We start from the raw sequence: 14,076 nt of genomic DNA on the forward strand, positions 1-14,076 counted from the left end.
CTAAGCGAACCAAAACCCTTAAATAAAGCCCATCACATAATCATTTAAATAAACATCAAACCAAACAACAAACAATCTAGCAATCATTTCATTCACTTATGCATAGATTTTATGCTTTTACATGATATAATAAAAACATCATTTGAGGTGGTTTTATGAAATTATCAACCGGTATGACTGTGCAAATACACAGCTACAAGCATGACAAAAAGCTGCACCGAATATGGAAAAAAACCGTGGTACTATATCAAGATCAACATCTATTAGTAACAGCAAACAACAGAACAAGAGTGATTGAAAATGACGGTAGAAGTTGGCATACCAAAGAGCCTGCTATATGTTACTTTTATAGCGACTTATGGTTTAACATTATCGGTATGTTAAAAAAAGATGGTATTTATTTTTACTGCAATTTATCAAGTCCTTATTTATATGATGGAGAAGCTATCAAATATATTGATTATGATTTAGATGTTAAAGTGTTTCCTGATGGCAGTTATATCGTGCTTGATGAAAGAGAATATGCAACACATTTGGATCAAATGTGTTACTCAGAAGAAATCCAAGAGATTATTCAAGATCAAATTAAGGTCTTAATAGATCGCATAGAAAATAAAGAGAAGCCTTTTGGTTTACAAGATATTAAAATGTATCATGAGTTATATAAAGATTTAACAAAAAAGTGAGGAACCTATGAGGCTTTTACACACTGCAATTAAAATGAGTTTAGTTGGAGTTATAGCAAGCTTAATCGCCCGCTTTTTTTCGCTTGAATACTGGTTAACGGCAGGGATATTAGCCATCTTATCGATTCACTTAACAAAAAGAGATTCCGTTGAAATCTCTTTTAGAAGACTATTTGATGCTATTTTCGGTATTATATTATCTACTTTACTATTTATCGCGTTTGGTTATACGTTTATAGTCTTTAGTATCTTTGTGTTTATCTTCGCATATATTTCATGGGTCTTAAAGGTTTCAGAAGGTATTGTTCCTTCTTTAGTCTTAGTTACTCATTTATTGATGGAAGGTGAGTTTTCATTCTCACTGATTGGTAATGAACTTGCATTACTATTTATTGCAGTTGCTGTAGCAACCCTATTTAATGTCTTTTATCCAACATCAAGTGAAAAGGAATTAAACAATCATGTCTCGTCTGTTGATCAGTTAATTAGGGATCACTTATTTATGCTTGCCTTATTATTAAAAGATCCTAAATATCATGAAGAGTATTATAGACATTATATGATGTTAGATCGTAAGATATCAGATACCATTGATATCGTTGAATTAGTTGATAAAGACTTACTCTTTTATAATGATCACAGTTACTTATCTTATTTTCATATGAGAAGAGAACAAGCAAGTTACATCAGACATATGTACCAACAGGCACTAAAGATTAATGCATTACATCCCTTTGCATTAAAAATCTCTGAGTATGTTCGTGACTTAAGCTTTGAGATTGGTCTATATAATAAAGCAATCGGACAATTGAAAAAATTAGATATTTTACAACAGTTTTATAAAGACTCACCTTTGCCTAAGACAAGAGAAGAATTCGAGTTACGTGCATCTTTATTTCAAATTCTAAATGAAATAGAATCCTTCTTGATGGTGAAGGTGCAATTTCACCATCAATATCCTGAATTTGGACTTGATGAAATACCTATTTAAACTTACAAAGCGCTTTTAAGGTCTTTTAACTTAATTGATGATACAATAAAAATGTCAAAAAATTAAGAAAGAAGGTTTAACTTTATGGGATTTATCAGAAATTTTAGAAAATTGATTCCTCAATTTTTAGCAACAATACTCATTATTGTCATTTCCCTTATAGCTGTCTATTATAATTCATCAACAGCTGGAAACATATGGAATCAATTACAAAGCTTCCTACCAATCATATTAGTTGCTATAGCAGCGATAGGATTACAGTTTGGTGGTAAGTCTTTAGCAGCACACCTTATCTTACTCGTAACATCATTTTTAGGTGCTGGACATTCATTTATTTATGTCGTCACCTCATTTCAGTTCAGTTCTCTATCTTTTGTAGGAACATTCACACTTGAATTGATATTAGCAGTTGTTATCTTTGTTTATTTGGTGTTATACATCTTATCATGCGTCCTTGATGGACAACTCAATGTTAAGTTAAAATCATCACCAGTCTTAACAACAGCAATCATCGCTTTTATTTTCTTCTTTTTCCGTTCAGGATTTAATGAAGCTGTGATGAAAATATTACCTCCAGTTATTGCCTTATTATTTGGAAGTCAATTGTTTGCTTTAGTGTTGCTCTTAGCTGGAGTGATTGATGTACCATTTGATTTATTAAATGTTTTATTTAATGGTAATTTATTTGATATGCCATTAAGTTATTGGATCTTTACAGCTATTGGTATTTATCTTGCTGTAGGTGCGATATTAGGTATTTTAAAGACAAGAAAAGAATAGTAGAAAAAGACTTTAGCAAATGCTAAGGTCTTTTTTAATGGTTTTTTTGAAGTTTCATAAAAACATGCTAAAATAATATTAAAATAACACGAAGAGGTGCATATATGATATCCTTGATTAAAAACTTCAGAAAAATGATTCCTAAACAGTTTCAAGTCATTATTTTAGCGTTTATTGCTGTTTTAGCACTTATATTGAGATTAGAAGGAGAAACAGATGTTTTAGATTTCTTTAAAGCATTGTTACCGATTGCTTTAGTATTGTTTGCTGTTTATGTCTTAGAGTCAAGAGAAAAAACAGTTGTTTCTCATTTGGTTTTGTTTCTATTTGTATTTGGAGATTATCTAGGAACATTTATAAGAACTATTTTTTCTTATAATTTAAATACAAATACATTTGTTTTAACAATAACTTGGCAGTTAATCCTAGGACTCGTTGTATGTGTCTATTTGATTTTCATTATCTTGTCCTATTTATTAACAGAAGGTGCTCAACTTAAGTATACGAAATCTCACTTGCTATTTCCAATGATTTTAGTTTTCATATATTTATACATAAGATTTGGAATCAGTACAGCAATGATTACTTTAATTCCTATCATTATCGTTTACTTTGTCAAAGTTCCATTAGCTGTTGTATCATTGTTGTTATCTGTAGTGATTGTAACACCATTAGATATGTTAGATGTCTTATTAAGTGGTGTAGCAGGCTTTACAACAATCTTTTATTGGCTGATAAGTTTGTTTGCGTTTTATTTGATTTACTTGCTAGTCAAAGAACTTTTAAGTTCAGTACATGAAAAACATATAGAGGAGAACAAAAATGAGTAAATTATCCCTTCAATTAATCACAGATGAAAACTTAACTCAAGTTATTAAATTAAGTGATACATTATCTGAATATCAAAAAGGATGTGTAGCACCAAATATGTATTCCATAGCAGAGGCTTATGTGAATCCAGGCAATGCATGGCCAAGAGCAATCTATTTAAATGATCAACCGATTGGCTTTGTTATGCTAAGCTTAACACCAGATGAAATCGAAGAAAAAGATAAATCTTATTATCTTTGGAGATTTATGATTGCTGCTGATTATCAAGGTAAAGGTTATGGTAAAGCAGTACTTGATTTTATCGTTGAAAAATGCAAGACAGATCATAAAGATTTTCTTTATACATCTTGTGAAATGAAAGGTGACATGCCTTATCAGTTTTACTTGAAATATGGTTTTATTGATACAGGTGTTGTAGCTTATGGAGAAGAAGTATTAAAATTAAATATCTAGCCTTATTAATACATATATAGCTAATTATTTAGGATTCATTGCTTCATGTTATCAAAACTCTAGAGGTGATATTATTAAAAAGAATAGTATATTAAAATGTCCATATTGTGGCAATAAAGAAAACTTAATCATGCCAAGTGATGCATGTCAATACTTATATGAATGTCCTAACTGCAATAAGATTATTGCTCCAAAAACAGGAGATTGTTGTGTTTTTTGCTCGTATGGAAGTAATCCGTGCCCACCTGTTCAATTGAGCGATAAGCAATAACATTATCTATTTTCTTTATAAGTATGAATAAAAATATCCATCCATAAAAAACTATTATCTGATGAAAAAATCAATAATGGTTTTTTTTATCCTTTTATTATTTCACTAAAGTCTCAAGTCCTCAAACTTATTCACAATATATTCATAATGTTTTTATATAATAAACAAGAGGTAATTTGAATGATGTGCAAAAAACTTAGAGTTATTCGCTTTATACTTCGACTGACATTGATCTTTATCATAATGATTTCAATTGCAGTTTCCATCCAAACCATCAAAGTAAATCGTCAAATTGAACAATTTATCAATAGAGCGACAACGTCAGAAAGTGATACTGTCTTATTTTCAGATGGAACAATCGAAGAAAGAATGTATCATCCCATCAAAAGAGAATATGATTATGAAACGAATGACATAAGAAGTGTATTTAGTCATGATGAAGATAAAAAGTTTATCGGACAGAAAGGAGATATTTTTGTTACACAAGAGTCACCTTTCCCATCAATTTTTGGTGTTCATCAAATCATGACATTTTATGTTGGTGGTCATGCTGCATTACATAATGGTAATGATCAATTTTTAGAAGCCGTTGGTTTTCCAGGACCCGATGAAAGCATTTTGGATATCATAAGAGATCCTTCTGATGGAACGCATAATTTTTCAGTTGGAGTAAGAAAAAGCAATACAAATTATTGGATGCTACCAAACTTTAGAAATGAATCTCACAAAGATTACCCTTACTATGGTAATTATTATCGAAAACAATTCACCGTGTTGCGCGTAAAAAATATAGATGAGGGTCAGCTAGATTTGACCTTAGATTATGCAAATATGCATTATGAGAATAGATCATTATACAATTTCTTATTCTTTTTTGACATGAAAAACAAATTTTATTGCACAGACTTTATTAGCCGTTCCTATAGACATGCAATAAATCACACAGAAAAAGATGAAACATTCCCCAAAACACTCAATGATAATGGTTTTGTAACGACAGTGAATGATTTAATACTATCAAAAGATACATATATATCTGTATATGTTGAAAACAAGGATGGTATAAGACACATATATTACCTAGCAGACTCAAATGAATAAGATGTAAATCAACAAAAATAAGAAAAATAGGAGAGATTTTAGAAATGCACAATACTCATACACATTCAACACATCATCGTTATATGATAATGATTCATGTTTTTATTATGGTCTTGACACTTGCCATATTCACTCAAACAGAAGTTCCCTATAATCGTGTTGCAATCGATTTTGGATTTGCAAAGATATACTGGTATGCTGTTTTTATATTGACAGGATTATTGTTAGCTGCTTTTTTTAGTCAAACAGAACTAGTCAAAATGGGTTATTCCAAAGATTTTTTATATGACGGTTTACTATGGGGAGTCCCCATTGCATTACTTGGAGCAAGATTATATTATGTCATGTTCGATCCAATACCACATTATAATAGTTTTTTCGATATCATTAATATTAGCAAAGGTGGATTAGCTATTCATGGAGCACTGATAGCAACTTTTATTTTTCTACCGATCTATAGCAAACTAAAAAAAGTAAATGTTATGCCTATTGTTGATATCTTGGTTATGGGATTTTTAATCGGACAAATTGTAGGTCGATTTGGTAACTTTATGAATCATGAGGCATATGGTCCAGCGATACAGTCAGAATGGATTATCAGAATCTTACCTAATTTTATATTAAATCAAATGAGATTAGGTGATGTCATTCATCATCCGACCTTTCTATATGAAGGTTTATGGAATCTAGTGTTTCTCATATTTTTGATTACGATGAGACAAAAACGAGTATTCAAAATAGGCGATTATTTGGGTCTATATTTAATATGGTATGGACTAGGAAGAGGTCTTATCATTGAACCCATGAGGGTTAATGGAGCATATGGAGATGCCTTAATGTTTATGAATGTCCCCATTAATATAGCGATGTCATTTGTTTTTATATTGATAGGTATAGGTTATATGTTGATCAAGCACAGACACCGTCATGCATTACCTTTTCAAGTAGATACGTACATAGAAAATCAAGAAAGAACTGAAAATTAATACCATCTATACCTTTCTTTCTACAAAAACAATGTAATAAACTAGGACTAAGAGTAATTGCTTAGTCTTTTATTTTTGATACAAATAAATAAAAAAAAGGAAACCCTAAAAAGATTTCCTTATCATATAACCAAAACAATAAAAAGATATTTGTTAGATTACTTTTACTTCATTTTTAATAGTTTTGCATTAATAGAAACAATAACTGTACTTAATGACATCAAAACTGCACCAATTGCTGGACTTAAGAGAATGCCTGCACTAACCAATACACCTGCAGCTAAAGGAATTGCTAAGAGGTTGTAACCGGTTGCCCATATAAGATTTTGTGTCATCTTTTTATATGTAGCTTTTGATAATTTGACAATATTTACAACATCATTAGGATTACTTTTGACCAATATAACGTCTGCAGTCTCAATTGCTACATCTGTACCTGCACCAATTGCTATTCCTAGATGAGATTTAGCCAATGCTGGTGCATCATTGATTCCATCACCAGTCATTGCCACTGTACGTTTATCATCAACTAACTGCTGGATTTTGTCAGCTTTTTGATGAGGAAGAACCTCGGAAATCACACTGTCAATTCCGATTTCAGCTGCTACCTTTTGAGCCACTTTATTATTGTCTCCTGTAAGCATTATGGATTGAATGCCCAATGATTTTAACTCTTCAACTGCAGTTTTTGCTGATTCTCTAACAATGTCAGAAAGAGCAATCAAACCAATGAGTATATTATTCTCAATAACAAATATGACAGTATTGCCTTCATCAGCTAGTTTTTCGTATGTTTTTAGATTGTAAGATAAATCTAATTCTTGTATGTATCCAGGACTTGCAATAGTAATACTCTTGCCATCAACTGTACCACTGAGTCCTTTACCCGGAATTGCAGTAAAGTTACTCACATCGAGTAAACTGATATCTCTTTTTTTACTCTCATTTATAATGCCAACAGCAATTGGATGTTCTGAATGGTTTTCAAGTGCATATGCAAGTGATAATATCTTATTTTCATCATCTTTAAAAGCAATTACATGATTAACGCCAAATTGACCATAAGTCAATGTTCCTGTTTTGTCAAATACGACAGTATCTATTTTTCTCGCATTTTCAAAGTTTGCTCGATTTCTGATGAGTAAGCCATGACGAGCTCCAATACTTGATGAAACTGCTGTAACCAATGGTGTAGCCAAACCTAGAGCATGAGGACAAGAAATAATGATAACTGTAACTGCTCTTTCCATCGCAAATGAAAGTTCTGCACCAAGAGACATCCAAACAACAAATGTTCCAACCCCGCCAATTACAGCGATGTAAAATAAATACTTAGCAGCGACATCTGCTAGTCGTTGTGTTTTAGATCTTGTTGATTGAGCATCTTTGACTAACTTAATAACTTGCGAAAGGAATGTTGCTTCTCCAACTCTAGTTACGGTCATCTTTATTGACCCATCTGAATTAATCGAACCACCAATAACTTCATCACCTTCTGATTTTTCAACAGGTACAGACTCACCTGTTAACATTGATTCGTTTATTGCAGATTTTCCTTCATAAATAGAACCATCTGTCGGAATTTTTTCACCTGGTTTTACCAATAAGTTCATACCTTCAGTAACCTGATTTAAAGCGATATCAACTATGTCACCGTTAGTTTTAATTTGATGGGCTGTTTCAGGCATCAGTTTTAGAAGTTCTTCAAGAGCACGTGATGCACCAAGTATGGATTTCATTTCAATCCAATGCCCTAGAAGCATAACTGATATTAGTGTTGACAGTTCCCAAAAAAAGTCAGAGCCAAGACCGGTAAAGACTGTAATTGTACTGTAAATGTATGCAACAACAATAGCTAATGTGATAAGTGTCATCATTGCTGGAATCTTAGATTTGACCTCTTCAATTGCACCTATAAAAAACGGTTTACCACCATAAACGAATAGAATGGATGACAGAACAAGTAATACGTATGTATCTCCAGTAAATCTTAGATTAATACCTAAAAATGTTTGAATCATTGGTGACAATAATAAAATTGGAACAACTAAAAACAAAGATAAAACAAAACGTTTTTTAAAATCATGAACCATCATTTCATGATGATTACTGTGATCATGATGATTATTGTCTTCATGATTCATTGTCTCATGCTCATGTTTCTCATGATTCATGTGATGATGTTGATGATTACTCATTTGATGATTGGATTGTTCAGTTTTACTTGATCCCCTAGATTTATTATTTTTCATAGCTGTTTCTTTCTCCTTATCTTAAATCGATTTTTGAAATCATTATTGATTATTTCATTAAAAGTTAGTCGATAAACAACAATGATACCCCCCTATGGGAGGGGTACAAATCAATTATATCACAAGCAGTTATTAATATCAACTTTATTTGCATTCATTATATCTTCACATTTAAATGATAAGATTAAAATAACAAAAGAGAAATACTAATAAAATAAATTTCAGTTAATTGTTAAATACAATGCTTAATCATGTTTGAATATAAAATAAAAGATACATATAGGAGGATAGCAGAATGAAAAAAATCATATTTGTTCTAGGTTTTTTATCAGTATTGTTACTATTTAGTGGATTATTTCTCTCTAAAGCTAACGCTGTAGAATTTCTGAATCAAAATTCTTTAAGTGAGGATAACAACTATTGGAGAGGTATGATGAATAATAATTACGATTCTATCTCGTATGAAAGAGAATATATGCATCTTTCAGAAGAAGATCGAGTTGTCTTTGATGAAATATTTGCTCAAGAATTAATTGCATCAAATATTGGTGAAGTTACATTAGAAGAGGCTATTGAGTTATTAGATAACATAAAAAGGAATATTTTAGAAAACAATAACAATTATACTTTTCAATCATACGGTTCAATGATGCAAAACTATAATCTTAGAGATTCACACTGTGGAAATTCTGAACCATTTGATAGCTCATACGAATGGTATTATGTTCACACTTATGGAGCGGATAAAGATTTACTAGAACAAAAGTATGTAGAGTTATTACAATCGGTCAATTACGATGAACTATCAGTTGATGACATTATTGTAAACATTGCTCAAGCAAAAGAAGATGCTGTTATTTATTTAATAGAGTCATATCCATCAAATGATTAGTGTCTTTATAAATCAAAATCGGTCGAATTAAAGTTGATTAATCATAATCTATAGATTTATCAATTAGTGTTTTTTGTCTATACGTTGGACTAATATGTTGTTTTGTCCCAAATATATTAACTTATCCATTCCTATATTTTTCAAATTTAGAATAAACTATCGGAATTATTTAAACATTTATTTTATAATTTTTTACTGGAAAGAGTTTAGGTAGATATATGCGAATCATCAAATTTGGAAATTTTTATTATTTTGCTTATATTATAATCGCGTTTCTTTTGGTTCTTTTAACCATTAGATTTTTGAAGAACAAACCAAATCGATATAAGCATTATTTTTTATTCTCAATTTATCTAGTGGCATTTGTTATTCATTTTCTAAAAGTATTTATCTATCCATATAATACTTTAAATATTGTTTATCACAAAATGACTTTAGAAAATGTTAGTGCTGTTTCTACAGTATTTTTTCCATGGATATATTTGTCAAAAAATAAAGTATTAAAGGATTATTTGGTTATTGGTGGAATTTCTAGCGGAATTTTGCCATTTTTGTTTCCTATTGATGCTATGATTCCAATGTTTGATGGAAACTATCTTCCAATTAAGCATGCTTTAAGTCTTGAAGTCATCAGGTTCTATTTTGCACATTTGGTATTACTGCTAGTACCCATCGTTATGATGCATTATAAAATGCATCGAATATCGGTAAAAAGAATTTTATATATGCCAGTCATTTTAATGGTTATCCTGACTATATTGTTTATCAATGAATGGGCAATTACTCAAATAGGTTGGGTTTCTTCAACTGACTTTTTAAACCCATTAAAAAGAAACCCCTCATTAATCTTTGGATTAAAAGATGGATTATCTGGATTGGGTGTGTTTATAGCTCTGTTTGTTCCTAAAGTATTTACTATTCATCCTGTAACTGGTGCTTTATTTTATTGGCCAGTTGTTTGGTTGATCTTCCCTGTATTTATCTATGGAACGATCATTAGTTTTATTTATGCACTTATATATGATCGCGAAGAAAGTATAAAAATTATTTAAAAAGATGGCTCGATGATTTCATTAGTAAGGTATAATATTTATATAGTATAAGTATACACAATATACACTGTTTCTTATTGAGTCCACGTTTCGTGGACAAAGTCTTTTAAGCATGGGTTGTGCAATTTAAAACATTCAAGTAAGATAAACATGAGGTGGAAGACATGAATCCAACAAAAACAGGACAATTTATCCAGGAATTAAGAAAAGAACGAAAATTAACACAAACAGAATTAGCTGAAATGCTTATGATTACCAATAAAGCTGTTTCAAGGTGGGAAACAGGTGATGGCTTTCCTGATGTTGTTATCTTACCAAAAATTAGTGAAATATTAGGTGCTTCAGTTGATGAAATTTTAAAAGGTGAGCGTATAACTAAAGAAACCAATAAGCAAAAACTTCATCATGTGAAGCTAAAAAATGCTTCATTGGTTTCGATGACGTTAATCATCCTTTCTTTTGTTTTATTTGTAGCTCTTACTTATGCAACGTATAGAGCTTGGATAGGTTTTATAGGATATATTGTATTAGCAACTCTAGGACTTTTATTCATACTGATAGAACGTAATCGCTTTATGGTAGCATGCACATATGATGATAAAGACCAACAGTTACTTTTTAAGTCACTTTTTATAAATGTATCAGCATTTGTTATTGGATTTTTTATGACAGTACCACAAATCTTACAATCTATATCAAGTGATATTGTTACATCTGTTATTACTTTTGACTATTATTTATTAGCAGCATCTATCTTTGGATTAGTTGGATTCTTTATTGTTTTATGCTATTTTGTGTACTTTTATCAAAACGGTAAAAACTTAAAACACCATAAGCAAACAGCAAATACAATCTTTATTTATTTAGGTCTTGCTGCTGGAGTGATCATAACAAATATGATTATTCATCAACAGATCCTATTTGTAGGGGTACCAGGTCTAATATTATATATAGGAATGGGTATATATTATCTAATGAGAAGACAAGATAAAATTATCGTGTTCTTATTCAGAGTATGGACATCGATGATATTTATTTATAGTTTCAACTCAGCTTATGTATATGAGGGACGTATTTGGTTGCTGCAAATAGCATCTATAGCAACACTACTTATGATTTTAGTCTTTTGGGTTTTATGGTTTAAAGATAAGCAATTCAATCAAATATTTAGATTTGCATACCAATCATTATTCTTTCTATTGTATGGAATACTTAGCAATGATTCTGATCTTGCAATCTTAGTTACTTTATTTGCACTGATTGCTTTTGAAGTTGTAGTTGTTTCTAATGTTAAAAAAACAGAGAAGTTATTACAATTACAAATATAAAAGTGAGTTAAATTCATCTTAAATGGCAATAAAAAAAGCTACCTGTTACTAGAATCGGTATATCAACAATACCTATTTCTAAACTCTGGTAGCTATTTTTTTTAAAAAACAGATTCTTTACCTCTAATTATAAAATCATAAAGTATGTATCCAAAATAAAAAATAACACTATACACACTAAAACGTTCAATAAGACCAAAGTATGCTGGATTAATCAACCCCATTAGACCACCTGAGACGATTAAAGTGAATAAAGTTAAAATGCTTATATATAATCCTTTTCTGTCGCCAATTTTTTTATATCCTAAAATCATAAATATTAGTGAAGCAATTGTAGATAAGACAACTAATCCAGTAACAATCATATGCATCACATTTTGAAAATTACCTATATAACCAGATTCTGATAATGGGAACAACGCATACCCAATGGCTGATACAGTTAACATGCTAGCAAATAATATAAGCCCTATATAAAGCAATTTATGTGTTTTAGCTTTGTATAAATAAACAATACACCATAATGTGATGAAACTTAAAAATCCATAGACATAACTAAAGAATCTTGTATACATAACACCATTTGCTTGATCAGCAGTTAAATCACTGATTGCTTGTGATAACCAATGGTAGTCACTATTCATGAATCTTCCAACAACAACATGTGTTAAGTAACTAACGATGGCAATAACCCCTAAAACACTAATGGTTAACCGCAATTTGTTTTTATTAATCATGATAAAAAAACCTCCAAATTAACATTTTTTATTATTTTTATTACCTGTATCTTTATAAACTGTTAATCTATCTTTTACACAGTTAATTAGATTATATCACTTACTAGGTGAAGATTCTGCTAGAAAAATAAAAAAAACTCCTAGTTGGAGTCAGTTCATACTTAGATGGAGCGGGCGAGGGGAATCGGACCCCCATTTCATGCTTGGCAAGCACGTGTAATAACCATTATACGACGCCCACTTGTTCGTGCTTATTTATGATAGCAAATATTTGATTAGTTGTCAAGCATCAGAAGATGATTTTTATTACTTTTTTTAAGGTTATGAAAGTATTTCATTGAATAGTTGTCTACATATTTCGTGTTATAATAAGACCAGGTGATGAAATGAAAAAAAGAGGTTGGTTATACTTTTTAATCTTTGCTTTTATTTTGGGCTATACTTATACAGCCTTGGTTTATAATGGCATTTGGTTTAAATTTACTGATGGTTTGAAAACAATTCATTTTTTACTTTACTTCGTATGGTTCTTTGTTGCTTTCTTTTTATCATTAACCCTTCATGAGTTAGGTCATTTCTTTGCTTTCTTATTTCAAGGGATTAAATTAAGAGCTTTATATATTACTGTATTTGTTTTTCATAAGACAAACAAAGGGTGGAGATTTACCATAAAGCCTAAGTTGTGGGTTTTACTAGGCGGTTTGGTTGTTCCTGATTTAGGTGAAATCAAATCTGATGAAGATTTAGAAAAGGTACATAAGAAATTTGCTAACTCCTTAGTTGTTGCACCAATTGTAACTTGTGTATTCTTATTCATTGTTATCTTAACGTTTATACTATCACTGATCTACAGTCGAAGTGATAACTGGATAGGATTTATCAGCATCTTTACCATCTATACAATCTTACTAAGCAGTTTATATATCTATTCATTCACATTATCGAATCCAATGTTTTATGGCGATTTTGTTGCCTATAAGAAGATGAAAGAAGATCCAGTCTTTCAACTTGCTCAGATTTCACAATACACCATGTTTTCACTCGAAGACTCTGATGAAACCAATACTTACTTATGGGAGAAAACAAGGGATACTTTAAAAACAATTCCTTTAAAGAATAGCATCTTTCACATCATGTTATTAACAAATTACCTAGATGGCATTATTCGTTCTGATCAAGAGATTGATCTTCAAATTGATAAGAAAATCCAACACTTATCAATATCTCATTATATGCGAAACGAGCAAGGACTGATGTTGGCTTATGATTTATGCTATTATCACTATAAACAAAAAAATGTAGCAAAAGCATATCAATTATTTGATGAAATCCAAAGAAGGGTTTCAAAAAAGTTAGATCCTAAACTAACAACTTATTATAAGAAAAAAAGTATGCACATTATGCATATTGAATATCAAGATGAGTTTTTAGAACAAATAGATAATTACTATGTTGGTAACAGTTGGATATTTGAATCTTTGATGGATCCATATGAAACTTTAAAAGAATATCATGAGAAATTACCTTTTATAGAGTATAGTTTACCTGTTAAATTTGAAGAAGAAACATGGTGTTTCCAAAAAAGCATGTTATATCACACTAAAAGATAAAAAAGAGTATATCTTTAGATTGCCTAAACCAGATGAATCAATTTCATTACTACAAAAAGAATTTAAAAAATCAAAGGAAATTGACTTTACCAGCAATAGTGTATTT

14 protein-coding genes and 1 tRNA gene are annotated in these 14,076 nt (G+C 30.5%); 12 read left to right on the forward strand and 3 right to left on the reverse strand.

What is annotated here, in order from left to right:
• Nucleotides 1-155: 155 nt before the first annotated feature.
• The 8 genes from QJ521_RS04665 (at nucleotide 156) to lgt (ending at nucleotide 6,099) form a co-directional block, all read left to right on the forward strand.
• Complete coding sequence (locus tag QJ521_RS04665; RefSeq protein ID WP_282839274.1) at nucleotides 156-686, forward strand: DUF402 domain-containing protein; 531 nt, start codon at nucleotides 156-158, stop codon at nucleotides 684-686.
• Nucleotides 687-693: 7 nt separating this feature from the next.
• Nucleotides 694-1,677, forward strand: coding sequence for an aromatic acid exporter family protein (locus QJ521_RS04670; RefSeq protein ID WP_282839275.1), 984 nt, complete (start codon nucleotides 694-696; stop codon nucleotides 1,675-1,677).
• Nucleotides 1,678-1,761: 84 nt separating this feature from the next.
• On the forward strand, nucleotides 1,762-2,457 hold the full coding sequence (locus QJ521_RS04675) for a hypothetical protein (RefSeq protein ID WP_282839276.1): 696 nt from the start codon (nucleotides 1,762-1,764) through the stop codon (nucleotides 2,455-2,457).
• Between the two features lie 104 nt (nucleotides 2,458-2,561).
• The gene (locus tag QJ521_RS04680; RefSeq protein WP_282839277.1) at nucleotides 2,562-3,287 is read left to right on the forward strand and encodes a hypothetical protein; all 726 of its coding nucleotides are present in this window, start codon (nucleotides 2,562-2,564) and stop codon (nucleotides 3,285-3,287) included.
• On the forward strand, nucleotides 3,280-3,741 hold the full coding sequence (locus QJ521_RS04685; protein ID WP_282839278.1) for a GNAT family N-acetyltransferase: 462 nt from the start codon (nucleotides 3,280-3,282) through the stop codon (nucleotides 3,739-3,741). The genes QJ521_RS04680 and QJ521_RS04685 overlap by 8 nt, the downstream gene beginning before the upstream one ends.
• An 88-nt stretch (nucleotides 3,742-3,829) precedes the next feature.
• On the forward strand, nucleotides 3,830-4,012 hold the full coding sequence (locus QJ521_RS04690) for a GDCCVxC domain-containing (seleno)protein (RefSeq protein WP_282839309.1): 183 nt from the start codon (nucleotides 3,830-3,832) through the stop codon (nucleotides 4,010-4,012).
• A 180-nt stretch (nucleotides 4,013-4,192) separates the two neighbouring features.
• Nucleotides 4,193-5,113 (forward strand): hypothetical protein, encoded by a 921-nt coding sequence (locus tag QJ521_RS04695; RefSeq protein WP_282839279.1) that lies wholly within the window; start codon nucleotides 4,193-4,195, stop codon nucleotides 5,111-5,113.
• Between the two features lie 44 nt (nucleotides 5,114-5,157).
• Nucleotides 5,158-6,099, forward strand: a complete 942-nt coding sequence (lgt, locus tag QJ521_RS04700) for a prolipoprotein diacylglyceryl transferase (RefSeq protein WP_282839280.1) — start codon at nucleotides 5,158-5,160, stop codon at nucleotides 6,097-6,099.
• 164 nt (nucleotides 6,100-6,263) lie between these two features.
• Here the strand turns inward: lgt and QJ521_RS04705 are convergent, their stop codons facing one another.
• Nucleotides 6,264-8,351 (reverse strand): copper-translocating P-type ATPase, encoded by a 2,088-nt coding sequence (locus QJ521_RS04705; protein ID WP_282839281.1) that lies wholly within the window; start codon nucleotides 8,349-8,351, stop codon nucleotides 6,264-6,266.
• Nucleotides 8,352-8,646: 295 nt separating this feature from the next.
• Between QJ521_RS04705 and QJ521_RS04710 the strand changes: the two genes are divergently transcribed.
• The 3 genes from QJ521_RS04710 to QJ521_RS04720 all read left to right on the forward strand — a co-directional run bounded on the left by QJ521_RS04710 (nucleotide 8,647) and on the right by QJ521_RS04720 (nucleotide 11,623).
• Nucleotides 8,647-9,243, forward strand: coding sequence for a hypothetical protein (locus QJ521_RS04710; protein ID WP_282839282.1), 597 nt, complete (start codon nucleotides 8,647-8,649; stop codon nucleotides 9,241-9,243).
• Nucleotides 9,244-9,461: 218 nt separating this feature from the next.
• Complete coding sequence (locus tag QJ521_RS04715; protein ID WP_282839283.1) at nucleotides 9,462-10,295, forward strand: TMEM164 family acyltransferase; 834 nt, start codon at nucleotides 9,462-9,464, stop codon at nucleotides 10,293-10,295.
• 164 nt (nucleotides 10,296-10,459) lie between these two features.
• On the forward strand, nucleotides 10,460-11,623 hold the full coding sequence (locus tag QJ521_RS04720; protein ID WP_282839284.1) for a helix-turn-helix domain-containing protein: 1,164 nt from the start codon (nucleotides 10,460-10,462) through the stop codon (nucleotides 11,621-11,623).
• 101 nt (nucleotides 11,624-11,724) lie between these two features.
• On the opposite strand, the gene QJ521_RS04725 is transcribed toward QJ521_RS04720, so the two are convergent.
• Together QJ521_RS04725 and QJ521_RS04730 are read right to left on the reverse strand one after the other, a co-directional pair.
• The gene (locus tag QJ521_RS04725) at nucleotides 11,725-12,360 is read right to left on the reverse strand and encodes a DUF998 domain-containing protein (protein WP_282839285.1); all 636 of its coding nucleotides are present in this window, start codon (nucleotides 12,358-12,360) and stop codon (nucleotides 11,725-11,727) included.
• Between the two features lie 166 nt (nucleotides 12,361-12,526).
• Nucleotides 12,527-12,601 (reverse strand) — tRNA-Gly (locus tag QJ521_RS04730).
• A 145-nt stretch (nucleotides 12,602-12,746) separates the two neighbouring features.
• On the opposite strand from QJ521_RS04730, the gene QJ521_RS04735 reads away from it, so the two are divergent.
• The gene (locus QJ521_RS04735) at nucleotides 12,747-13,970 is read left to right on the forward strand and encodes a site-2 protease family protein (RefSeq protein ID WP_282839286.1); all 1,224 of its coding nucleotides are present in this window, start codon (nucleotides 12,747-12,749) and stop codon (nucleotides 13,968-13,970) included.
• Nucleotides 13,971-14,076 lie beyond the last annotated feature (106 nt).

The organism is Peloplasma aerotolerans, from assembly GCF_030012175.1.
Lineage (GTDB): Bacteria > Bacillota_I > Bacilli_A > Acholeplasmatales > Acholeplasmataceae > Peloplasma > Peloplasma aerotolerans.